The sequence below is a fragment of the Nostoc sp. KVJ3 genome (assembly GCF_026127265.1).
Classification (GTDB): domain Bacteria; phylum Cyanobacteriota; class Cyanobacteriia; order Cyanobacteriales; family Nostocaceae; genus Nostoc.
This window is the reverse complement of record NZ_WWFG01000001.1, coordinates 1527020-1552326: the sequence shown is the minus strand read 5'-3', so window position 1 is coordinate 1552326 and position 25307 is coordinate 1527020. Positions and strand designations below refer to the sequence as shown.

Here is a 25307-nt window from a genome sequence, read left to right as displayed (position 1 = left end):
ATTATCGAACCGCCAACGCATAGCGTCTCGCAGAGAAGCCGCCCAGAGAAGAAGGAAAGAAGTTTAAGAATTATTGAGGATTGCGATCTATTGAGTTGTTGATAAACGACTGCAAAATTTTACACCGGAAGTTCAATAATAAATTCTGTTCCCTTGCCTATAATTGAGTTACAACTCAATTTGCCATTGTGGGTTTCTTCAATGATTTTTCGAGCGATCGCTAGTCCTAATCCTGTACCTTTGCCCACAAATTTAGTAGTAAAAAAACGATCAAATATTTTTTGTTTAACTAATTCGCTCATTCCATGACCATTGTCAGCAATAGCAACTTTGATATAATTATTACTGATTGAGGTTGTAATTGTAATTTTGCTAGGATTTACTTTTTTTTCTAATATACCTATCCCAGCATTTGACTCATCTAAGGCATCAATTGCATTGGCTAAAATATTCATAAATGCCTGATTTAGTTGACCAGGAAAACATTCTATTTCAGGTAATTTACCGTAGTTTGTAACTACTTCAATCGCTGGACGTTTTTCATTTGCTTTGAGACGGTGTTTCAAAATTAAAATTGTGCTACCAATGCCTTGATGAATATTATATGGCACTTTATAATCTTTGTCGGCACGGGAGAAAGTTCTTAAACTGGTGCTGATATTTTTGAGTCTGTCGCACGCTATAGTCATGGAATCAATTAGATTAGGTAAATCTTCTAAGCTGTACTCTAAGTCGATTTCTGAACGGCCTATAATTTTATCATTTTTATTGGGTAAACTTGCTTGATATAGTTTGAGATATTCAACAATATTAGTAATGATGGGTTTCAGTTGTTGAAGACTGGCGGCAATAAAACCAAGGGGATTATTCATTTCATGAGCCACACCAGCAACTAAATTACCCAGTGCTGACATTTTTTCACTTTTAATTATTTGTAATTGGGCGTTTTGTAAATCAGTTAGCGCTTGCTGTAAATCAAGTTCTGATTGTTTGCGTTGCATAGCCTGTCGATAGGCATCGCTAATATCTCGCATGACAACTACCGCACCAGCTTTGTTACCCCAAGGATCGAAGATTGCTTGTCCGCTAGCTAACAAAATTCTCTTAGAACCATACTTCGGTGCAATGACCATTTCGGCATTTTTGACTATTTCCCCTTGCAAGGCGCGAAACAAAGGAATTTCTGTTGTTGACAGGGGTGTTTGACCATCAGATTGATAGAGATCGAAGTGTTCTGCCCATTCTTCTGCTGCTAATGATTCTACTGGTAAGCCATGAAACTCACGAGTTGCTTTGTTGAATAGGATCAATTTGCCATTAGCATCACAAACAACAATCCCATCTGTAATGTTATGAATAATGGCATTTAAAAACTCTCGTTCCTTGGCTAGAGATGCTTGGGTTTGCTTTAATTGTGCTAGTGATGTTTGTAATGATTGGGATTTTTCCTGTTCTTGGGCATAGAGTCGGGCGTTTTCTAAAGAGATGGCAACTTGAGCGCAAAGCAAGTTTAGTAGTTCGACGCGATCGCTTGTAAATGCTCCGGTTGCTAGGTTATTTTCCAGATATAAAATACCTAACAACTTACCTTGATACAAAATCGGGCTGCATAAGATGCTTTTGGGTTGTTGTTGCTGAATGTAGGGATCGTTGATGAATTGCGGATGCACCCTGCCATCAATAATTACTACTGGTTTTAAGCTGCGTTTGACGATATTAATTAAGCCAACTGGCACATCAACAGAGTCTTCAAGAGACTGCGGGTTGAGCAACATTGGATAAAAATCAACTCTGGCAATTTCCTCGTTCTCTATAGGGCTAAGGGAAAGCTGTGCTAAAGCCTGAATTAGTAAACGACCTGACTCCAAAAACATGAACACACATTTATCGGCTCCGGCATTTTCAATGACGATATGCAGCAATGTCGAGAGCAGTTTTTCGAGTTCGATTTCAGCGGAAAGGGTTTGAGAAGCTTTGAGAATAGCAGCTAAATCTAGAGCAGCAGAAACGCTGCTACTACTGGAATTTGTAGAACTGTTGGAGATTACACCCCCCAAGGCGAAAATAGTTTCGTTAGTGGAGAGGTGAGAATGGGTTGACTTGAGGATGTGGGCGAGTAACTGGGGATAGTGTTTTTCTAGGTTGGCGACTTTGGCTTTAGCACCCCAACGAGCATAGTTATAGTAAGCTTGGGTCATATATGACTGAGCAATCTGCTCTTTGCCCCAGTGGAGGTAAAATTTGGCAGCTAGTTCATTAGCAAGTGCTTCTTCTTGGATGTAGCCTTGTTCTTTGGCTCCTTGGATGGCGCGATCGTAATATTCTATTGCTTCGGCTCGATTGCCCAAGACTCGATACTTTTCGGCTTCCACCAAATCAAATTTGTGGCGAAAATTCATCGGTGCATGGGCTGCCCAGTAGTTGAGTTTTTCTTGGTTAGTAGCGATACATTTCAATACGTGCTGCTGTTCTGGGGCTGAGAGTTGCCCGAACCATCCTAGCTGGGCTAAAGACTCATAGAAATGAAAGACGGGTACATATAAAAAAGCAAGGATAGAATCTAGATATTGTCTTGCTTGCCTAGCCTGTTCTACAGCTTGTTCAAACTCTGAAAACAGATAAGATACAACCAGTTTGTTAATCCACAGCAATGCTAATCCGGTGCGATCGCCAGCTGTTTCAGATAATGAAAGTTGATGCTGTTCATTGTAAGCTGCACCGCTCAACACCACAACATCATCCCCATCCCCGATTAAATTCAGCAGAATTTGTCGATTTAACTGGCAATAGGTTAATGCTAAATTTTGCTTGAGATGCTTGAGCGATTCACAATATCCGGCAACTTCCGACTCTAGTTGCGTTAAGTTCTGTCCAGCAAAATAGGAATAAAAACCGTAGTTATACGCAGAGTAACCCGCGAAAGCCAAATCTCCCACATCTAAGCAACTAGAATAGGCAATCTGTAAGGGGTTTAATAGCTCACGCAGGTGTATTTTCCAATGCCTTGTGTATACATAGACTAATAATAAAGTTTTCCCCTTCAATTCAGAATTTTGATAACGCGATCGCAAGTCGAGGGCTAACTGACCGAATTCATAACCTAATTCAACCTTTCCGAATCCACCACACATCAATATTCCATAAGAGGCATAGCTAAAGGTCGAGGTTGATTCATTACCATACACGACGGACAGATAAACCTTTTTTAAGACCACGAGTAAATACAGCACTGGCCGATACAAATAGGCACAGGGTGCTACCGATGTCAAAATTCGAGCCGCCGCCAGGATGTTTGCATCCACTGCTTCGCTGAGGTTGAGTAATTCGCCAGGTAAGCGTTCTCCAATCACATCTGAGACGCTACGAAAGGCCTCTGCCACGTCTGACTGGGTAGGCGCTGTGGGCAATTCCACTCCCAATTGTTTTAAGATGGCAAGTGCTGCTGCGATCGCTTGGGCAAACTGACCTTGGGTAGTAAATGCCTCAATCTTCACCTCATAAACGCTGATTTGATCTAATGGGGTTTTGGCGTGCTTTAAGACAAGACGGGCAAAATCTACCATCCGATCTAAATCACCGCTTAAATAGGCGGCTTCTGTGGCAACTTGATGGAGTGCTAGGGTCAACTCATACTGATGTTGCCAACTGTTTTGGGCGAGTAACCCAATACCCACCTTGGCATATTTACAGGCAGCAGTGTAGGCGATCGCTGTTTTAGCCTTGCGGCTTGCCATCAGGTTAAATTGCGCCAATGCTTGACGTTCTGCTGGTTGGGCGATCAATTCAGCCGCAACGTTAAGCTGACTGACAATTTCAAAAATACGTTCTTCCCAGTTACTTTGGGGGGTGTTACTCAGGAGTAATTGGCCAATTTTTAGATGAGTTGCCTGTTTTTGCTCCTCTGGGATCAGAAAATATGCTGCTTGTTGGACGCGATCGTGCAAAAATTTATAAATACAGGAGCCAGAATCTAGAATCCAAGAATCGGAAGCAGTAACAGATTCCTCTGACTCTTGATAAATATCATAAATATTATAAATATTACTGTGTGGCAGAATTAATCCTTCTTGCAACGCCTTCCACAAAACCACTGCTGTTTGGGTTTGAGACTGTTCAGAAGCGATCGCCAACGTACTTAAATCAAACTGATTACCGATACACGCCGCCAATTTCAGAATTTCCTGAGTTTTGGGCGGTAACTTTTGCAGTTGAATTGCCATAAACTCAACGACATCATCCGTTAGTCCCAGCGATGTCTGAAGACAAGTTGCTGTGCGTATGGGCATAAGTGCCACATCAAACTGCCAGAAACCTTTATCCCAATCAAAGGTAATTTGTCCTTCCTCATGTAATGCCTTGAGAAACTGGGTTGTAAAAAACGGATTGCCTTTGGCTTTTTGATAAACTAGCTCAGTTAACGGCAGGATAACTTCTGTTGAACAACTCAATGTATCTGCAATTAAATGGTTCACATCAGATTGACTCAAGCTCGTTAGGGTTAAAGTGTTAACCGTCGCCACCTTCTCAATCTCTTCCAGAGTCAGCATTAACGGATGAGCCGCAAACACTTCGTTATTGCGGTATGCGCCAATTATGAACAGATAGCCCTTCAAGGTTTCACCCATCAACAGCTTCATTAAATTGAGGGATGCTGAATCTGCCCACTGCAAATCATCGAGGAACACCACCAAGGGATGCTCTGGTGTGGTGAATACCTGAATAAATTTTACAAATAACAGATTAAACCGATTCTGTGCAGCACTGCCCGATAGTTCTGGTACTAATGCTTGCTTCCCAATAATCTCTTCTAATTCTGGAATTACTTCAATTATCACCTGTCCACTTTCAGATATTGCAGACAGAATTTTGTTTCGCCACTGCTCTAATTGGGTATCGCTTTCGGTGAGTAACTGTCCCATCAAGTCGCGGAAAGCTTGCACAAAGGCAGACAGAGGAATATTGCGATTGAACTGGTCATACTTCCCTTTGATAAAGTAGCCGTTCCACCGGACAATGGGCTTATGTACTTCATTTACCACGGCAGTTTTACCAATGCCGGAGAAGCCAGCCACCAGCATTAATTCTGATGCACCATTAGCAACCCGTCCGAATGCCTCTAGCAGTGTTTCTACTTCCTGTTCTCTACCGTAGAGTTTTTCCGGGATGAGAAAGCGATCGCTGATATCGCGCTGTCCTAAATCAAACCAAGTATGTTTACTGATTGCTTGCCATTGTTCTATACAAGTCACTAAGTCATATTTGAGTCCCATCGCACTTTGATAGCGATTTTCGGCGTTCTTCGCCATCAATTTCCGAATAATTTCCCCCAACATCAAGGGGATTTGCGAGTTGAGATTACAGACAGAATTAGGCTGTTTAGCGATATGGCAGTACACCAACTCCATCGGATCGGGAGATGCAAAAGGCAGTTGTCCGCTCAGTAGTTCAAAGAAAGTTACACCTAATGAATAGAAATCGCTGCGGTAGTCAATCCCTCGGTTCATCCGTCCAGTTTGTTCTGGCGACAGATAGGCCAGTGTTCCCTCCAGTCCTTTAAGACTTTGAATTTCCTGGGTTTCTCGTGGTAGAAGTGAGGCAATACTGAAGTCAATTAGCTTAATTTCTCCGGTTTCAGGATGAATCAGGATGTTGGCTGGCTTGATGTCTTTGTGAATGACGCGCTGTTGATGCAACTGGTGTAGTGTGTCTATTAGTTGTAGTGCAATGGGAAGAAATTGCTCTAAAGTTAGTGGTCGTCTTTGGGTAAATTCTCGTAAGGAAATGCCACCAAAATCTTCTAGCACTAGGGCATAGGCGTTGCCATAGGGTTCTAAGCTGTAGGGTTTGATGATGCTGGGAATATCTAGGTTTTTAGCGATCGCATACTGATTACGAAACTGGATTAATTCGCTAAAACTGGGATATTCTCGTTTTAAGAGCTTGATGACGACTGCCTGGCGATCGCATTGTCTTGTTGCCCGATACACTTGGGTGCGAGAACCTGAATATAATTGCTCTATAATTTCGTAGCCAGCGATCGTTACAGTTCCATCAACTTTTGCGCTCATATTTTTACCAGAATTCCTTGTCTAACCTAGAATTCCACAGACAACATCTTACTTAATTTATATCTTGCACCAGTATCAAAAACAACTATAGTTTATTGGGCATTGGGAAAGAAACTTGTTAAATAATTCTCCCTTGTCTCCCTTGTCCCCCTGCCCCTGCCCCCTGCCCCCTGCGCCCTAAATAAGGGGCTGTATTTGCAGCAAAGCTGGTAAATCTAGAGAAGTGAGGTGTTGATAGGCTTGATCTATGACATGCTTACCCCTGAGAAAACCTGTATTTGCTCCGGGACAAATGTAGCAGAGAGTTTCTGGTGTGAAACGTTCTAACAAAAAGTGAAGACTCTTAATTTGTCGCGGCCAGTGAAAAGTTTTTGCTGTCCGTAATGGTACTGGTTCACCCTTCTGATTAGGAACTAAATGGCGACCAGAAAACAATATACCTCCAAGCTCACTATAGTATAGGCAAGATGAGCCAGGAGAATGACCTGGTGTCCAAATAACTTGGACTGCTGCATCAAGAGTGAATTCCTGACTAAAAGTAGTTACGGTTAAGCCTGGTAATAAATAAGCTTCTTGTTCTTGCATCAGCACCTCGCAGCCAAAGGTTTGCTGAAATTCAGGAGTCTTGCCAATAGCGCCTCGATGGGTAAGAAACAACCAACGCACGCCTCCATGCGCTGTTAAAAAATCTTGATTTGTTTGGCCTAATGCAGGGCAATCTATGAGGATATTGCCTTCATTTCTTACAATAAAATAAGAGGTTCCCCCTAATGTGTCCCGATTGGGTGGAAAAGCAAAAATGCTCTCTTGTGCGAAGTCCGATTGCAGAAAACTTCTGCTAAGAACTTCGTCAGGGAAGACAGCCCGTGGTGGCTTAGTTGTATGACTTGGCATTTGTGGTAAAGGGCACATGATCAAAGAACCGAAACTGAGGAGTTGTAGACAATCTGGTTACAGTCGGGAAATTCTCAAGAATTAAAACTTGAGCATTAATCCAGTGCTGTTAACTGTTGTAAAAAAATTGGGATTTGAGGTCTGCCTTGTAGTTAATGCTATGGTGCTGAAGCTACTGGTGGGGCGTTTTGTCAAAATTACTGAAGATAACATGGCATTTTGGTTTTTGTTTATTCTCCTACTGGGGCTAGCTACTTATCTAATGGTGCAGCACAGCGTCGCTCACATCACTCGGACGCCAGTATGGTTGTTGTGGCTGGTTTTAATGACACCAGCATTGTTGTTGAGTGGATGGACGCTGATGTATGGGACTAAACAACCTCCCCCACCAGGGTTAATCCTCTCGTGCTTATTTGTCTGCACACTGTTGTACTTGATATTGTTTCAATGGGGGCGGAGAGTGTCGAGTGATACACCGACTCCAGCCCAAGCCCCAGAATCACAGCCGACTATCCAGCCTACCCCCGAACCAATAGTGCGTCCCATTGAGCCGACAGAAGAAACTCAACTGCGAAATTGTTTTCCTTGGTCTGTATACTACGTCCAAAATATTGAGTATCGTCCACAATCCGTAATTTGCCGCGGTCAGTTGCGAACTAAAGCCAGCAACGCCTACCAGCAGATTAAGACTAATATTGAAGCACAATTTGGCGATCGCTTTCTGCTGATTTTTCAAGAAGGTTTTAATGGCAAACCTTTCTTTGTGCTAGTTCCCAATACTCAGGCTGCTAAAGATAGAAATACACCACGACGCGACCAGGAACGCTTAACTAGACCAGGATTAGCACTTCTACTATTAGTAGCTACTTTGATAACTACTACCTTCGTGGGTGTAGGAATTGCTGGTGCTTCTCTTCCACCTCTATCGGAAACTAGCTCTTTGTTGAAATTTTTATCTAACCCAGATGTCCTATTGAAAGGATTACCTTATGCCTTGGGACTGATGACTATTTTGGGTATTCATGAACTTGGCCATTATTTGACAGCTAGATCCTACAAGATTCGTTCGACGTTGCCTTACTTTATTCCCGTGCCTTTTTTCTTGGGAACTTTTGGTGCATTTATTCAGATGCGTAGTCCTATTCCCAACCGCAAAGCTTTATTTGATATTAGTATCGCTGGCCCAATTGCCGGATTTGTCATAACCTTGCCCTTACTAATATGGGGCTTGGCTCATTCTGATGTGGTTCCCCTCATTGAAGAAAAAACCCGATTTTTGAATCCTAATGCCCTGAATCCAAAGTATTCCATTTTACTCGCCTTCCTCTCGAAGCTAGCCTTGGGTAGTCAGTTAACAGCAAAATCAGCCCTTGACCTGCATCCAGTTGCAGTAGCTGGTTTTTTAGGATTAATTGTCACAGCCTTAAATTTAATGCCTGTGGGACAATTAGATGGAGGCCATATTGTTCACGCAATGTTTGGTCAACGAACTGCGATCGTCATTGGTCAAGTTTCTCGCTTACTATTGCTATTACTTTCTTTAGTTCGGGAAGAATTTTTGATGTGGGCGATTATCTTATTATTTATGCCGTTGATTGATGAACCTGCACTGAATGATGTCACTGAATTGGATAACAAACGTGACATTGGGGGATTACTGGCAATGGCTTTGTTGATTGTAATTATTTTGCCATTACCGCAAGCGATCGCTAACTTTTTGCAAATTTAAATAGTATCAACGCAGCCAGAAAAATATATCTAGATTTTTCCCAACTATGGAATTAACCATAGCTTGGTGTTTTTTATTGAAATAGAATTTGGAATTATTCTTCAATAATTTCAATGTTCAATATTAACTGGTTTTTTATAGAACCAGATGCTTCAATGGGGAAGCAACAAATGAGAAATAAGGAACTATGCCACAGAAAGCAGCAGCTTTAAAGTTTGTGATTTTACTTGGTTTTGTTAGCCTTTGTGCTGATGCAACTTATGAAGGCGCACGTAGCATTACAGGGGCTTATTTGCAAGTTTTAGGAGCTAGCGGTACTGTGGTAGGTCTGGTAGCTGGGTTTGGGGAATTGATTGGTCATGGCTTGCGCCTAGCGATCGGTTATCTCAGTGACCAGACACGCAAATATTGGGGAATTACAACTTTAGGTTACATTTTGAACACCGCAGTTGTACCATTTTTAGCCTTAGCCGGTAGATGGGAAGTCGCCGCCGGTTTGATGATGGCTGAACGCACTGGCAAAGCAATTCGGACTCCGCCACGGGATGCCCTACTTTCTCACGGTGCGAGTCAAATCGGCAGAGGTTTTGGCTTTGGATTACATGAGGCAATGGATCAAACTGGTGCAGTTATGGGGCCTTTGGCTGTAGCTGCAATGATTTATTTCCAAGGAGAGTATCGCAATGCCTTTACTATTTTGATTTTCCCTGCCGTTTTGGGATTGATCGTATTGATTGTTATACAATTTATTTATCCAAATCCCGGTGATTTTGAAGTCGAAATTGAGACAAATCAAGAAGAAAAATTACCGCGAATATTTTGGATTTATCTAGGTGCTGTAGCAATTATTGCCGCCGGATATGCCGATTTTCCCCTGATTGCCTTTCATTTCCAAAAGCAGGATATCGCTTCAGGACAAACAATCCCTCTATTTTATGCTGTCGCAATGGGAGTAGATGCGATCGCAGCGCTAATATTTGGATATCTATTTGACCGGACTGGTATTTCTATTTTGATAGTTGCAGCCTTCCTTTCATCTTTATTTGCGCCATTGGTATTTTTAGGAAATACCCAACTTGCCCTTTTAGGAATAGCATTTTGGGGTATAGGAATGGGAGCGCAAGAATCAATTTTGAAAGCTGCGATCGCTGGGATGGTTCCAAAGAACAAGCGTGCTACAGCTTATGGAATTTTTAGCACTGGCTATGGTTTATCCTGGTTTTTAGGTAGCGCTTTAATGGGCTTTTTATACGATCGCTCAATTACAGCACTAATTGTCTTTTCATCCACAACTCAACTACTAGCAATTCCTTTCTTTGTTTGGGTGAAATTGCACGTCAATACCTCAAATAGTTTACCAGAAGCAATTACCAGTCAAGACATAGTTTAACTAAACCCTGATTTTCAGCTAGGGGCAATTCATGAATTGCCCCTACAGTCTGTAATTTTACATCAGATCCCCGACTTCTTTAAGAAGTCGGGGATCTCGTTGTTCACTAATGATTTAAGATTACTATATTACACAACTAACTCGATACTGAATTAGCCGCCTCGGAAGCCTTCGCCGCAGGAGGAAAACCACCCATACGAATCTCAGAAGTGAAAGAAGTAGTACTAAATCCACCAAAACTTTTGAGGACATTTACCCGCATTCGTAAATTGGGGCTAGCAAACCACAGGCGTTCCTCTAACCAGATGTTCTCATCTTCTATGGTTACGATCAAGGCATCATCACTGTCAAATTTATACTGTCCGGCAACTGGAGTTTTATTAGTATCAACTATTTCCCGCAGTAACTTACCTTGCCCTGGATTATCTGCATCAGGTACTGAAACTAACACAGTTGAACCACTGTGTTTTGGTTGATCCTTTTCCATTGTGCCATTCCAGTTAATTTTGATCGCACAAGAAGCGGAACTAGGATTAATTTTGTACTGTTGACACAGTTTGATCGCTTCTGGAGCATCTGCTGCCAGTGTCTCAATGATGATGTCTGACTTACTATTTTCAGATTCATTCAAAGCCAAATGTTGACTAGTTCTATGAGAAAACCATTTACCAGTACTTAACTGAAAAAACTCTTCAATATTCATGAATCAAATTACCCTGCATCAAAATGCTAAAATTCCCACTTGATTATTAAAAGGTAGCAAGAGGCTCTAATATTATTAAGCTTGATTGCCTATTTCCTCAAGCTGCTTGAGGCCAATTCTAGCTGCCTCAGCAACGTTGAAATGATTGTCTTTTTCTAAGTATTTTAAAGCTGAGATACTCTTGGGAGTGGGAAGATTACCCAAGGCTTCTGCCAAACGCTGTCTGACTAACCAATCATCTGATTGAGCGAAGCGCAGGATCTTATCGACAGAATCAATATCTTTAATTTCTCCTAGTGCAGAAATTGCAGCTTGTTGCAACACTACTTCTTTGCTATCCAATGCCTGAAGAAGAATTTGACGGGCCCGAGGGTCTTTAATGTTACCTAGAGAAACGGCTGCACTAAAGCGTACTAGCCAATCAGTGTCTTCATAAAATGCCCGTGAAAGCACTTCAAAGGCTCTGGCATCGCCCAAATATCCTAAAGCACCAGCAGCATCAGCGCGGATGCCATAATCGGGGTCATTTTCGAGAATTTTGACCAAAATTGAATAACATTCTGCCGTTGGCTTGATTCCGAGGGCAAATATTGCCATCGATCGCAGTTGCAAAGATTCGTCATCGAGTACCTTTTTAATCAAAGGGACTGCATCTTCTGGAGAAACATGACGCAGATTGGCAAGAGCTACCATGCGATCGCGTAAGTTCGGACTTTCTAACTGAGTAGAAATTTCTTCTAAGCTGAGAGCTGCCATTTAGTTCAAAGCGTTTTCTTTACTTATCTTAATTTACCCGATCCTTTCATCAGGCTGTCACCATCGTGAAGTAGGAGTTTGGCGACTTTACAAAATGGCTCAATTATGAGTGAAAAATAAACAAATGTTACTTTTCGCGAGATTGTGTAGGTGCTATGGAATTTGCTAATCACATGAGGTACATGATAGGCCTCTCCTTGCTCGTCTAAGTGCGTATGAAAAAATATTTATGTCATTGCGAACGAAGTGAAGCAATCCCAAAGGCTTGGGATTGCTTCGTTTCGCTATCTCTACGAGACGCTACCGCGAACGCTCTACTTGCAATGACAATGTATATTTAATTTTGCATAACTACTTGCGATGTACACACAAGTATTGCCGCAGCCATATTTTTATTAATAAATCTCGCAGCGCGTTTTTATCCCGCCTCGGAATTCATTCCGAGTCTCATAGCGAAAGTCCACTCAAGTGGACTGAATTGATCGTTTAGTCCACTTGAGTGGACTTTCGCTATTAGCCCTGAACTGAAGTTCAGGGCGGGATATCGGTCAACGTGAAAGTTTCTTTTCGACTTGTGTTTCTGAGGGGATGCTGTTGGCGAAATATTTCTTCACATTGCCAACAAAGGAAGCGCGATGTCTGGAAGATGTTGAATTTTGTCTTAGAAATAGCTTTTTGGGTGATTTAGAGACTGTCAACCAAAAATTTTAGCTCTGCAATCATTTTATCTAAGGCTTTTTGCGCTGTTTTATAACCAGAAGCCTGCCGCCCCAACTTTAATTCAAATAAAATGCGATCGCGTATCGCATCAAAATCCACAATGTCATAAATAAAAGTAACGGCGGAGCGTTCCTTCTGCGCGGAATTTTCTTTTTGAAGATTTTGGACTTGTGCTTTTAGTCTCTCTAAGTCCATCTCATATCGTGTAATACTTGGAAGAGGTTCTGAGACATCCCATGTATTACATGGCGAAAGATCCTTTTGAATTATTTCCTCCAGATAATCTGCCCTGGTTAATCCTAAGCATTCAGAGGCAATACCTAATTTCTTCCAAGTATCGTCTGTTAGTCGCAAAGAACGTACTTCACGATAGTCATCATTCTTCAGCGTAAACTTACCTTGAATATCCCTTTTCATCTTTTTCATAAGTCCTGCATCGATGTAATACATGGATATTGTAGAAAAAACTCAAACAAAAATCAACCGTGTATTACATGGGAAGCTTTTGAGAAAGCTATGGGTGTTCGTTGTCTTTACGTGACAGCAAGTGCAGCAAACCGCGATGTTCTGGTCGTGGCGTGAGGTATACCATTTAACCAAGAAACCATGCGAACAACATTGATGGCAACAGAGGTGATTTGGTGCTGTAACCGGACTTTTGGTAGATTGCGGTAACGTGCTTGCCGTAAACCAAAAGCATTTATTCCTTGCGACAAAGTTCCTTCAACACCAGCACGGGTATTGTAACGCTCTTTCCACTCATCAGTTTCCTGCTGTTTACGGATAGTTTGAAGGATCTGGTGTTCTTCTTGTGGGCGCAATCTTAATTTTCTTGGCTCACTTTCATTTTTTGATTTGATACACAAATGCCTAAAATCACAACGGCGGCAGACCTTGGAGGGAAACTTCACGTTAATTCCTGAATTACCCCAATTATCAATTGCAGGAGTCCAAGTTGTACTTTTTTGTCCTTGAGGACACGTAACTGTTTTTGCTGACCAGTCAACTGTAAACTTGCTTATGTCATACCCACCTGGTGTTTTCGCTTGCCAACTCACATTTGGGCGTACTGGGCCAATCAGTTCTATATCAAAATCAATTTTACTTTTTACCAGTAATTCACTATCTACGTATCCTGCATCTACGATATGTTCTTTTGGAGATAAGCCTTTTGCTTCAAGAGATAAATGAATTGGTTGTGTTTGGTCTACATCGGATAGATGGGCTTGGGTCGTCTCCACATTTGTAATTAAATGGACATCGTTAGCATCACAAGTTTCCGTAATGTGTACCTTGTACCCAGTCCAAGTCTGGGTGCGTTTGTTACCATAACGGGCATCAGTATCATAAGGAGAGTCAAAATGCTGCCCTGCCGGGGGTAAATCTGCTGCGTTACGCCAACATAATTTACCTGGTTCATGTTTCAGAGGTTTTAACATGGGTCGTCATTCCGATAACTCTCTGCAAGAATCTAGAAATAACACAATATTGCTGGCATCACCTACCAACGCGATACCCAAGGATTCACGGGAGCGATCGCTAGTGCTGGGGTCGTTATCCAGAGTTTAATTTGGTATATTCAGAAGGGAACAGTTTTCAGTGTGCAAACTCAGGGACGGGCGGAATCTATTTTGATGTCTCTACCACCTTTTGCACGCTGGGAATATTGCTACGCCTAGTGTCCCGTAGAAAAAGAAAGGTATCGTCTGTTAATCTGCGGCCAATTCACCACATTCCACCAATTATTTAAATACTCAGCCCGACGGTTGCGATATTTTAGGTAATAAGCATGTTCCCACAGATCGTTACCCATAATCGGATATAAACCGTCTGTAATCGGGTTATCTTGATTGGCGGTAGTCACAATCTGGAGTTTATTTTGAGGATTGCGTACTAGCCAAACCCAACCACTACCGAAGCGAGCGGTACCTGCCGCGTTAAACTGTTTTTTAAAGGCATCAAAACTACCAAAAGTTTGGTTAATTTCTTGAGCGATCGCTCCTGATGGTTCTCCACCACCTTCGGGACTCATAAGTTGCCAAAAAATCGTGTGGTTCAAATGACCACCGCCGTTATTACGCACCTTTGTCCGAATATCTTCAGGTACACTATTCAAATCCAATAGTAGAACTTCAACACTTCTTTTTTGCAAATCTGGATACTGCTTCAATGCATCATTTAAGTTCTTGACGTAGCTAGCATGGTGTGCATCATGATGCAATTTCATCGTTTCAGCATCAATAGCTTTTCCTAGTGCCCCATAAGCATAAGGCAATGGTGGTAGCTGTGCGGGAAAAGCAGTTAGTGTCCTATTAGGATAAGCTACACGGGAAAACGGCCTAGCAGCCGTTGATGCAGCCGGAGAAGATTGTGCCTCAGCTATTGGTACTGGTTCATGAGAAATTAGCAGAATTGTCAGTACAATTGTTGTGAAGAAAAAAACTATTGTTTTGCGCCAAAGTTTTATCATAAATTATAGCCTCAAAATCAATTATTACTGGCTTGTCATTTGATCGTGTACTGTTGTTTTGGAGTCTAATCAAACTAAGTATATATCTTACCTTAGTTATCATTAGCTAAGAATAATTTTGTAGCAAAAAATCCTCGTAACTCACTGTAAAAATTTAAGATGTTACGTTAAAAATTTTCCCTTCTTGAGCTTATTTTTCGATTTTAATCTGTCTGTAGATAGATGCAATGTTACGAGCATCATCAATACCACGATGATGTGTACCTTTCAACTCTATCCCCAGTTCATCGAGAGCTTGTGCCATGCCAAATTTTTTAGACACGCCAATATATTCTGAAAATTCCTCTTTGATATTTATATGTTCTGAAGTAAAAGGATAAGGAAAATTATGAAACGCACAATCTTGAATAAATTGCTTTTTGTCGTAATTACCCCAAGAACAAAAAATATGATTAGGAAATGAATACATCCATTCTTTGAATCGAGAAATTGCCTCGATAAATTTTGGTGCTTCGTCAACATCTTGCTGCCGAATACTAGTTAATTCGGTACAAAAACCTGTCAGTTGTGGATGTCTCACAGGTCGAATGAATTGCTGAAATTCTGAATCAATTTCCCCCGTTGCTCGATTGAGCATCACTGCACCGATTTCAATGATTTCCATTTCGTGACGAGGAATAGTCTTACTGTCACAGCAGGTAGCCTCTAGATCGACTATTAGATAATAGTGGGATATTTTAGTTTGCATATTAAGTAATAGATATTGGCAACTATTTCGGAAAACTGACACAAGATATTACATAATTAGTTATTGTATACTACAAAAGTGTAATGCTTCCAGCTTTTTTATCTATAAGACTTACGCAAAATATCTCTCAAACTCTCATTTCTCCGTGTCGCGCCAGTTGCTACAAGTCCGGGAACCGCAAGGGCACACTGGCAACTCTATTGCCTCTGCGGTTCATTTTTTCATGATTTTGCGTAAGTCCTGATCTATTTGAACCACAAGCCCCTGTAGGATTGCATATTTATGTGCGAGTACTATGCTTAGAGAAAGGGAATTTAGATTGACGAGAAAGGTTTAACCCAACGAAGTTTAATAGCGGTATCAAGAGCGATCGCAGCAAGCACAAACCATAATATACTTTCAACAGGCATGACCACAAAAGGCCAAATTGTGCTATGAGAATTCCACCCAAGTTCTATTTGAGTTAATCCCCGCACCAAGCCAAAGGCTAGAACACCACCGGCTTTGAGTTGGGGATTTTTATCTGAGCGGATAATATAGCGGTAAGTGACACCAAATAGTAAGCCAATAAAAGTTGCAACAGCACCACTCACGCACAAGCGCCAGTTAATATCACTGTGCAGACTCGCGAGGATCTGAAAATACTTTGCTAGTACAAAAGTATTCAAGAGACTGACAAGCACAAAAGCAAAAGACACAGATAAACCTCCAACTATTCCAGCCTTGAAGGATTCTATGCGTTCTGCCATTAATTGAGGATCTAAAGTTGGATTCACTCTTTATAGAAATTAGATATTAGGGAAATTTCTCCCCATATCTAGAATGATAAATTCTAAAGCAGCTTTGTAATTAATTCAATGTTGCTATTGGATGGGAATTTTGATGATAAACTCGGTTCCTACACCTGCTTGAGAAGTTACATCTAATACACCATTGTGTTTCTCTACAACTATTTCATAAGCGATTGACAAACCAAGTCCAGTGCCTTTCCCAACTGTTTTTGTAGTAAATAACGGTTCAAATAAGCGTTTTTTCAGCCGTTCAGGAATACCAATTCCATTGTCAGCAATCCGAATTACAACCAATTTTTCCGAATCTATTTCTGTGACAATTTTAATCTGAGGAATTAGATTCCTCATTTTGCCTTCCATTATAGCTTCATCAAGTGCATCAATTGCATTTGCCAGAATGTTCATAAATACTTGATTCATCTGACCTAAATAGCAATTTACCTCTGGTAATACTCCATAACTTTTAATAACTTCAATACCGGGACGCTCGCCATTAGCCTTGAGGCGGTGTTGCAAAATTATTAGTGTACTATTTAGTCCTTGGTGCAAATCAGCAGATATTTTTGTATCATTATCCGAGCGAGAGAAATTGCGGAGTGAATTAGAAAGATTTTGAATTCGTTCACTTCCTAGCTGGAGTGAGTTCAAAATTTTTACCATATCTTCGAGAACGAAGTTTAAATCCAAGTCCTCAATAGCAGTGGTAATTTTGGCTGTTGGCTTGGGATACTCTTGTTTATACAGTAAAAGTAACTCAGTTACACCTGCAATATATTCTTCCAATGGTGGAATATTGCTAGAAATAAAGTTGATGGGATTGTTGATTTCATGGCCAACACCAGCAATTAACTCTCCCAGTGTTGATAGTTTTTCTTGCTGTACCAGTTGGACTTGAGCTTGTTGCAAAGCTTTGGTGCGATCGCTAACTTGTTGTTCTAAAGATTCAGTCAATTTTTTGAGTTGCAAATGTACGCGCACTCTCGCAATGACTTCTTCTTGGGCAAAGGGTTTCGGGATATAGTCTACTGCACCAAGGGAAAATCCCTTGGTTTTGCTTTCCGTATCCGCTAAGGCAGTGGTGAAAATAATTGGAATGTTTTGGGTGAGAGGATTGGCTTTGAGGCGACGACAAGTCTCAAAGCCGTCAATACCCGGCATTTGTACATCCAGCAAAATCAACTCTGGTTGATTGCGTTCAGCCTGAGCGATCGCAGTTTCTCCATCGACTGCAACACGGAAACGAAAACCTTCACTATTAAGGGCGGCACACAGGACAGATAAATTTGTCGGATTATCATCCACAATTAAAATAAATTCGTTATTCGGGGGTTTGGTCATGATGAATTGGAAATTAAAATTTAACTTAAATTAATTGATGGATTCTTCAATAAACGTTTCCAAACGTTTGAGTTGGAAATTACTAGCAAGCTGCATGAGTTGCTGAGAAAAAATGTTTAGCTTATCATTAGATGCAGCAAGTTTTTCAGCCAGTTCTAAAATATTCTGAATATCGCCATCTTGTGCTAGTTCGAGTAATTCTTGCAAAACCTCTTTGCCAGGATAAATCATCTGATTTTTTTGATTAAACCCAACTGGAGAGATTTTTTTAATAGCGTCTACATTAGCGTCAAAAATCCACTCCAGTTGCAAAAACTGTCGGAGCATTTCTAGCAGATTTTCAGCTTCTACAGGCTTTGGTAAAAATGCATCTGCACCAACATCAATACTTTTGTGTTGATCGACTGCAAATACACTTGCTGACGAAGCGATGATTGGAATTTCTTTAAATGCCCTAGACTGACGCAAACGATGAATGAATTCAAATCCATCCAATATCGGCATCACCAAATCAGTGATAATCATGTCTGGTTCGTGGGCTAGAGACTGTACCCATGCTTCTTGACCATTATTAGCTTCTACAACAGTAAATCCAACCGGCTCTAGTAAATTTACAATTACCGATCGGTTTTCCCATTTATCATCCGCAATCAAGATGGTGCGCCTTTTTCCTTGATAACCAATAATAGTTCCCTGCTCAACTACTCTAGAAACTTTTGCCCAGTCTTTAGATTCTGACAATTTTGCTTCAAACCAAAAAGTGCTACCTTTACCAAATTCACTTTGTACCTGAATTTGACCACCCATCAACAAAACAATTTTTTGGCTGATTGCTAATCCTAAACCTGTACCTTCAGATTGTCGTTTCTGACTCCCCACTTGCTCAAAGGGCTGGAAGATTTTCTCAGCTTGTTCAGGGCTTATACCCGTGCCAGTATCTATTACCTCAAAGCGAATTTTGTAGTTAGTTTTTCCATTAGTATTTGATTCTTGCTCAACTACCTGAGCGTTGAAGGTGACACTGCCTTGATTAGTAAATTTCATGGCATTACTAAGCAAGTTAATTAGTACTTGCCGCAAGCGTTTTTCATCAGCATGAATACCAGTTGGTAAATTAGGATCGAGTTCGACGTGAAAGGCGATGACTTTTTGTTCTGCTCGGATGCGGCAAATTTCAGTCACACTATCTATAAAGGCAGGTAAGTAGAAATCAACAGGATACAATTCCAACTTTCGGGCTTCTATCTTGGAGAGATCCAGAACATCATTAATTAAGGTTAAAAGATGAGAACCACATTGATAAATAACACTGAGTCCCTTGCGTCCTTTTTCACTCAAAGATTCTGTGCGTTGGATAATTTGTGTATAGCCCAGGATGCCGTTAAGAGGTGTGCGTAGTTCATGACTCATATTAGCGAGAAATTCACTCTTGGCTTGGTTGGAATTTTGAGCTACTTCCTCCGCAAGGCGTAGTTCTTTCTCAATACGCTTGCGCTCAACAATTTCAGTTGAAAGGACTTGATTAATAGCTTCTAACTGGGCTGGGCTGGGTAGTGTCAGAGCTTGAGGCATGAGGTAAAGTAACGCAAATGCCGTGTATATGGAAATAATGGCAGTTAAAGCTTTTAAAGTACCTGCAATCCAGTAGTCTGGATGCCAAAGCGTCCAAATATCCATTAAGTGTCCAGTACCGCAAGCAATAATAAAAGCACCAAATAACAAAAAGACTCCATTGAAAGGAACGTCTTTGCGCTTGGAAATAAAGTAAATCAGTAGGAAGGGAATAGAGTAATAAGCCAGAGCGATCGTCGCATCAGAAATAATGTGGAGCCAAACTAATCCAGTTTGCCAGAGATAACAATGTCCGTGGGGAATAAAACCGTTGGATTGGAAAGGATAGTTAAAAAATGTTGGCATGATTACTAGGGGTTGGTAGATTTGAAATATATACCCGTAACCCTAGTATTCCCAAACCATCTAGTTGAGAAAGCGCGATCGCTATTTTTTTACATTAGTCTTTATTAATTAGAACTTACGCAAAAGGACACGCTGTAGGGGCAATTCATGAATTGCCCCTACCATAGAATCAGGGTTTTAGATATTGTTTGCGTAAATCCTATTCATACTTTAAGTACCAGATTATACCGATTCTCCCTGAGATTGCACTTAATTATTACTCCTTCTCTCTTCTCTACGAGAAGCTACGCGATGGCATACTTGGCGTACTTGGCGGTTCGTTTCATAATTAAGTGCATCTTCATAGCGAATTGGTATTACCAAGAAAAGATGGTATCTCCTTTGCGATCGCATACCAAAGTTACAATGTAATTTATAAAAAAAATCTCAGCCTACCCAATCCCTGTATGATAAATATTAGAAACCTTTTGTAATTATTTGAAAAGCGAGACTATGGAGATTTTGACACTAGGTTGGGTAGCGCTGTTAGTTGTGTTCACTTGGTCAATTGCAATGGTAGTTTGGGGACGTAACGGACTATAGAGGTATTGTGGAAAGTCCATTTTTGAGTATTTTAACAATAGTAGCCGTAGTACTGCTCGTAGTAGTCACCGGTGGAATTGGTTATTTGACTGTGGCGGATTGGCGCGATCGCCGTCGCCGAGATGAAGAAAAACGCACCAGCCGCAGCGCCACTCCCAAGCGGCGATAATCTTCTCGTGGTTGAAAAATGTTTATGTAGGGACACGATAGTATCGTGTCCCTACATTGTTTTTTGGCATTTGTAGAAAATAATTGTTACCTTTGCGATCGCTAGGGGAATCATGAGATAGAAGAATTTCAATATTTAAAGTCCCACTGGGAATGGAAAACTCCTCTAGTAGTCAACCCATAGAACCAAATTCAGAACAGCAAGAGTCTCATTCAGATGTAACATTCTCCTTACCTCAGAATGAGCAACAAAAAGCCTTGTCTGGAGTTATAGCCCGCATCCGCGAGTCTCTAGATATAGACGCGATCTTCAAAATTACAGTCACTGAAGTCCGCCAACTTCTGAAAACCGATCGGGTTGGCGTGTTTCGCTTCTATCCTAATTTGGCATGGGAAGGGGAATTTATCTATGAAGATGTGGCAACAGAATGGGATTCGGCACTAGCAGCTAAATTGCGCGACCATTGCTTTGGTGAAGAATTTGCAGTTTTATATCAGAAAGGTCGAATTAGAGCAATACCTGATATTTATCAAGTTAATGCTAGTGATTGCTACATCCAGATTCTGGAAAGATTCCAAGTCCGTGCAAATATAACCGCCCCCTTAATAAAAGGTAAAGATTTATGGGGATTGTTGTGTATTCATCAGTGTAGTAGTCCTCGCCAATGGGAAGCATCAGAAATTGAGTTTGTGCAATTAATCGCCGAACATCTAGGAGTTGCTTTACAGCAAGCAGATTACCTAGAACAGGTAAAACTACAATCAGCACAACTAGCACAAGCAAAAGCTAGAGAAAAAGCAGCCCAATGGCAGAAAATTATCGCCATCACCATTGAGAAAATTCGCCAGTCTCTAGACTTGGAAAGTATTTTCCACACAACCACCGGAGAACTTAGGCAGCTGTTAAATGCCGATCGCGTAGCTATTTATCGCTTCCATCCCGATTGGAGTGGTGAATTCGTGTTTGAATCAGTGGCAGAGGGTTGGACTTCCCTCATAGATGAACAATTGCAGCGCCCGGAATTGAGTGAAAACGTCAGTGAATGTAGTGCCAAAGATTTAGCTAAACCCCCAGTAGCTGACACCTACTTACAAGATACCGAAGGTGGTAGCTTTAGTGATTGTGAAGTATACCGCATTTGCAATGATATTTACAATTCCGGCTTTAGCGACTGCTACATTAAAATTTTAGAAATTTATCAAGCAAGAGCCTATGTAATCATTGCCATTTACCACGGTCAGAAACTCTGGGGATTGCTAGCAGTCTACCAGAACAGTGGAACCCGTGATTGGCAAAAAGATGAGGTTTACTTGCTTACCCAAGTGGGAACGCAATTAGGTGTGGCTTTGCAGCAAGCGGAATTTATCCAACAAATGCAAATCCAAGCAGCAGAAATTAGTAAAGCTGCGGAAAGGCAAAGGGCATTAGCGAACACCGTAGAAAAAATTCGTCAGTCTCTTGATATTGAAGCCATCTTTAAAACCACAACTCAAGAAGTCCGGCGGCTATTAGAAGTGGAACGAGTTGCAATTTACCGCTTCTATCCTGACTGGAGTGGCGAATTTGTTGCTGATTCCATTGTTGATGGCTGGACACCAATGGTTAAGCCCCAGCCAGTGACAGAAGGCGTTTTTGTCCAAGGAAAGCAAGCGGGTAAGTATCCACGCAATGAAGCTTTCGTACCAATTTCTCAGGGCGAAAAGTTGTGGGGATTGCTAGTAGCTTATCAAAACTCCCAACCCCGTTATTGGCAAGATGAGGAAATTAACTTATTGGCGCAAGTTGGCGTTCAATTGGGGGTAGCATTACAGCAAGCTGAGTCATTGAAACAGATGCAGGTACAGGCCCAAAAATTAGCTAAAGCCGCCGAACGAGAACGGAAAGCAGCCCAAAGGGAAAAGGCATTAGCCGCAACGGTGGAGAAAATTCGCCAGTCTCTTGATATTGACACCATTTTTGCTACTAGTACAGAAGAAGTCCGGCGGTTATTGGAAGTCGATCGAGTCACAATCTATCGATTCCGGGCTGATGGGAGTGGCGAATTTGTTGCTGAGTCTTTAGCCCAAGATTGGATACCAGTAAGAGACATTTTACCTACTATGTCTACAACAGGCTACGCCTACGCAAGTAACTACTTGCAAGAACCCGAAAACGGAGATTTTGCTAATGGTAAAAGTATTGTCATTAAGGATATTTACAGCACCGATGATTCTATTCCTTATATTGTCATGCTTGAGCTAATGGAGGCTAGGGCATATATGATTGTGCCGATTTTTCAGGGTGATAAACTTTGGGGATTACTAGCAGCTTATCAAAATATCAAACCCCGTGATTGGCAAGAAGATGAGGTAGATTTGCTGATGCAGATTGGTACTCAATTAGGAGTAGGACTTCAGCAAGCAGAATTACTTGCACAAACTCAACGCCAGAAAGAAGAAATCACCCAGACTCTTAAAGAATTACAACATACTCAGAGCCAGTTAATTCAGAGTGAAAAAATGGCAGGTTTAGGGCAATTAGTTGCTGGCATAGCACATGAAATTAACAACCCAATTAGTTTTATTTATGGCAACATCACCTATGTTAATGAACATACCGAAAATTTATTTAAATTACTACACCTCTATCAGAAACAGTATCCTAAAACAACAGAGGAAATTAAAAAGCAGGTAGCAGCACTAGATTTAGATTTTATTAGTGATGACTTACCCAAAATTCTTACTTCTATGAAGATGGGAGCAGAACGGATCTCTCAATTAATCTTGTCATTGAGAAGTTTTTCTCGACTTGATGAAATAGGAATGAAGCCCGTTAACCTTCATGAAGGCATCGACAGTACTTTGTTGATTTTACAACATAGACTGCAACCACAGACTAATTCTTTTGCGATTGAGGTAGTTAAACAATATGGTGAATTGCCTTTAGTAGTTTGCTATGCAGCCCAGATAAATCAAGTATTTATGAATATTTTGAACAATGCGATCGATACACTAGAAAACTCAGAGAAAGCAGGAAAGATCGTTAGCAATCCTAAAATTTTGATTCGGACAGAAGTTATTGAAGATAATACTATTCTGATTCGCATTGCTGACAATGGTTATGGAATTCCAGAGATGATGCGATCGCGTATTTTTGAACCTTTCTTTACCACCAAGCAACCTGGACAAGGTACTGGCTTGGGGTTATCTATTAGCTATCAAATTATTGTCGAAAAACACGGTGGTAATATCAAGTGTGTTTCGGAACCTGGTAATGGCTGTGAGTTCTGGATAGAAATCCCGATAAAACGGGCAGTTAGCTAAGAAAAAATCAGCCGATGCCTTCTCTACAAGACGCTACACCAACGCCTACGTTTGTTAACAACATATAGCAGTTTACTTTTTAAGTGAGGGACAAAATTTCAGACTCCCGCATCAGATACAAAAATCTCTATCTCCACCTCATGCCCAAAACCCGTATTTTTGTACTTCATACAAAAAACTGCTGTATCTTATCTTCCCTTATTCTCTTGCCGTTCCTTGAGTTTCAGCATAATTTCAGCATGCATCTCGCGGGTAATTGGGTAAAAATACGTTAAAATCAAGCCCAGAATCAAACAAACTGTAGGTATGGGGCCGACGGCAACGCGAATCGCAAACAGTGCCGATGCCGGTTGGATGGGTGATGGACTTCCGGCTACAGATGCTTGAAAACCGGCTACTTGCAAAGCATTTCCCACCAAAAACAGTCCGAAAGCTAAACCAAATTTTTGCAGCAAAACCATGAAGCCATAAAAAATGCCTTCTCTGCGTTGTCCGGTTTGGAGTTCATCTAATTCAATCACATCTGGAATCATCGACCAGGGAATTAGATAAGCTGTGGATACGCCAAAACCTGCCATGACAGCCATCACATACATCAAAACTATTTGACCGGGCTGTAAGAAAAATAGTCCGGCGGCGGCTATAATCCATAAACTCATTCCCAGAAAATAAACAACTTTTTTCCCAAGTTTTTGACTCAGCGCCCCCCAGACAAATAGCATTAGTAGAGCAGTTCCTTGCACTGCAATCAGTATTGTCGGGACATCTGATTTTTTGAGACCCATACAATTTACTACAAAATAGGGAATAATACTGGCTGTAATTTGCACACCTAGCCAAGAAAAAAGATATATACCAATAACAAATAGAAAAGGTCGGTTGCTGAAGACAATTTTTAGCTGTTCCAAGAAGGGTAGAGATGCAGGTTCCTCAGTTTGGATGCGTTTGGTCTCAAAAGCCATGATGCGATCGCGGACTCCAAAAACGCACCAATATAATCCTACAATCGAAATTACCGTACAAATTGCTGCTAAAACGATAACTTGTTGTTGGGGATCGGCAATTTGGGAAAAAACAATTCCCATTAAAATCAATGACAGAATGCTACCACCAATGGAAAATGTAAAGCGAAAGCTGTTAAGGCTGGTGCGTTCGTCGTAATCTTGAGTTAGTTCTGGAGTCATCGCCGTATAAGGCAAATTTACAACCGTGTAAAAAGACTGAGATATCACCCCAATAACTACGTAATACCAGAATAACGGCCAAATATTATCACTATGATTTGCACTAAATTGCGGTACAATCCACTGCAAGAAAAAGAAAATTCCAAAGGGGATTGCTCCATAAAACATCCAAGGAAGACGACGACCCCAGCGACGAGATTTCGTTTTATCACTCAGGAACCCAATAAGCGGATCGTTTACACCATCCCAGATTTTGCTAATCATCAAAATGCTGCCAGCTAAACCCGCAGGGATACCAGCGATATTGGTAAAGAAAAACAGCAGATAAAAGACGGAGATATTTGCAGTGATTGCTGGGCCTAAATCTCCTGCACCGTAAGCCAGCTTTGTTTTAAAATTGAGTTTTTCACTGAGAGGATCTCGTTGGGCATCACCATCAGTAGCAGAATCGTTCATAATAACTTGCACTCATACTAAAATAAAAAGTTTGCGACCCCGAATAGCCCATCGTAGACATCGCCTTTAATACTAAGCTATCTACCACTT

General features: G+C 41.1%; 18 protein-coding genes and 1 pseudogene. 7 read left to right on the top strand and 12 right to left on the bottom strand.

Features of this window, described 5'->3' with window-relative positions:
- Window positions 1-119: 119 nt before the first annotated feature.
- Complete coding sequence (locus GTQ43_RS06290; RefSeq protein ID WP_265271610.1) at window positions 120-6068, bottom strand: ATP-binding sensor histidine kinase; 5949 nt, start codon at window positions 6066-6068, stop codon at window positions 120-122.
- A gap of 177 nt (window positions 6069-6245) precedes the next feature.
- A complete protein-coding gene (locus GTQ43_RS06285) occupies window positions 6246-6980 on the bottom strand; it encodes an MBL fold metallo-hydrolase (protein ID WP_265271608.1) in 735 nt (244 codons plus the stop codon).
- Between the two features lie 193 nt (window positions 6981-7173).
- On the opposite strand from GTQ43_RS06285, the gene GTQ43_RS06280 reads away from it, so the two are divergent.
- Window positions 7174-8691, top strand: coding sequence for a site-2 protease family protein (locus GTQ43_RS06280; RefSeq protein WP_265273681.1), 1518 nt, complete (start codon window positions 7174-7176; stop codon window positions 8689-8691).
- Window positions 8692-8878: 187 nt separating this feature from the next.
- The gene (locus tag GTQ43_RS06275; RefSeq protein WP_265271605.1) at window positions 8879-10081 is read left to right on the top strand and encodes an MFS transporter; all 1203 of its coding nucleotides are present in this window, start codon (window positions 8879-8881) and stop codon (window positions 10079-10081) included.
- Window positions 10082-10217: 136 nt separating this feature from the next.
- Here the strand turns inward: GTQ43_RS06275 and GTQ43_RS06270 are convergent, their stop codons facing one another.
- The 4 genes from GTQ43_RS06270 to GTQ43_RS06255 form a co-directional block, all read right to left on the bottom strand.
- On the bottom strand, window positions 10218-10784 hold the full coding sequence (locus GTQ43_RS06270; protein ID WP_265271603.1) for a phycobiliprotein lyase: 567 nt from the start codon (window positions 10782-10784) through the stop codon (window positions 10218-10220).
- 75 nt (window positions 10785-10859) lie between these two features.
- Entirely contained in the window at window positions 10860-11540 is a 681-nt protein-coding gene (locus GTQ43_RS06265) for a HEAT repeat domain-containing protein (RefSeq protein WP_265271601.1), read from the bottom strand.
- Between the two features lie 684 nt (window positions 11541-12224).
- Complete coding sequence (locus tag GTQ43_RS06260) at window positions 12225-12710, bottom strand: hypothetical protein (protein WP_265271599.1); 486 nt, start codon at window positions 12708-12710, stop codon at window positions 12225-12227.
- Between the two features lie 83 nt (window positions 12711-12793).
- Window positions 12794-13699, bottom strand: coding sequence for a transposase (locus tag GTQ43_RS06255; RefSeq protein ID WP_265271597.1), 906 nt, complete (start codon window positions 13697-13699; stop codon window positions 12794-12796).
- Here GTQ43_RS06255 and GTQ43_RS06250 point away from each other — a divergent pair.
- Window positions 13698-13829, top strand: coding sequence for a hypothetical protein (locus GTQ43_RS06250; RefSeq protein ID WP_265271595.1), 132 nt, complete (start codon window positions 13698-13700; stop codon window positions 13827-13829). The genes GTQ43_RS06255 and GTQ43_RS06250 overlap by 2 nt on opposite strands.
- A pseudogene (locus GTQ43_RS41700) lies at window positions 13810-13933 on the top strand (coproporphyrinogen III oxidase); the annotation flags it as partial. The gene GTQ43_RS06250 and the pseudogene GTQ43_RS41700, both read left to right, overlap by 20 nt.
- A 2-nt stretch (window positions 13934-13935) precedes the next feature.
- Here GTQ43_RS41700 and GTQ43_RS06240 read toward each other — a convergent pair.
- The 5 genes from GTQ43_RS06240 to GTQ43_RS06220 all read right to left on the bottom strand — a co-directional run bounded on the left by GTQ43_RS06240 (window position 13936) and on the right by GTQ43_RS06220 (window position 19524).
- Window positions 13936-14730 (bottom strand): superoxide dismutase, encoded by a 795-nt coding sequence (locus GTQ43_RS06240; protein WP_321162410.1) that lies wholly within the window; start codon window positions 14728-14730, stop codon window positions 13936-13938.
- Between the two features lie 190 nt (window positions 14731-14920).
- Window positions 14921-15478 (bottom strand): 3'-5' exonuclease, encoded by a 558-nt coding sequence (locus tag GTQ43_RS06235; RefSeq protein ID WP_265271594.1) that lies wholly within the window; start codon window positions 15476-15478, stop codon window positions 14921-14923.
- A gap of 314 nt (window positions 15479-15792) precedes the next feature.
- Window positions 15793-16227 carry a hypothetical protein gene (locus tag GTQ43_RS06230; protein WP_265273679.1) on the bottom strand — a complete coding sequence of 145 codons (435 nt, stop codon included), beginning with the start codon at window positions 16225-16227 and terminating at the stop codon, window positions 15793-15795.
- Window positions 16228-16341: 114 nt separating this feature from the next.
- Entirely contained in the window at window positions 16342-17607 is a 1266-nt protein-coding gene (locus GTQ43_RS06225; protein WP_265271592.1) for a hybrid sensor histidine kinase/response regulator, read from the bottom strand.
- Window positions 17608-17637: 30 nt separating this feature from the next.
- Window positions 17638-19524: an ATP-binding protein gene (locus GTQ43_RS06220; RefSeq protein ID WP_265271590.1), complete on the bottom strand. Its 1887-nt coding sequence runs from the start codon at window positions 19522-19524 to the stop codon at window positions 17638-17640.
- Window positions 19525-20016: 492 nt separating this feature from the next.
- On the opposite strand from GTQ43_RS06220, the gene petN reads away from it, so the two are divergent.
- From petN to GTQ43_RS06205, 3 genes are all read left to right on the top strand, one after another.
- Entirely contained in the window at window positions 20017-20106 is a 90-nt protein-coding gene (gene petN, locus GTQ43_RS06215; protein WP_017322509.1) for a cytochrome b6-f complex subunit PetN, read from the top strand.
- A 7-nt stretch (window positions 20107-20113) separates the two neighbouring features.
- Window positions 20114-20275, top strand: coding sequence for a hypothetical protein (locus tag GTQ43_RS06210; RefSeq protein WP_265271586.1), 162 nt, complete (start codon window positions 20114-20116; stop codon window positions 20273-20275).
- 152 nt (window positions 20276-20427) lie between these two features.
- Window positions 20428-23577: a GAF domain-containing protein gene (locus tag GTQ43_RS06205; RefSeq protein WP_265271585.1), complete on the top strand. Its 3150-nt coding sequence runs from the start codon at window positions 20428-20430 to the stop codon at window positions 23575-23577.
- Between the two features lie 188 nt (window positions 23578-23765).
- Here the strand turns inward: GTQ43_RS06205 and GTQ43_RS06200 are convergent, their stop codons facing one another.
- Window positions 23766-25217 carry an MFS transporter gene (locus GTQ43_RS06200; protein WP_265271583.1) on the bottom strand — a complete coding sequence of 484 codons (1452 nt, stop codon included), beginning with the start codon at window positions 25215-25217 and terminating at the stop codon, window positions 23766-23768.
- Window positions 25218-25307: the final 90 nt, after the last annotated feature.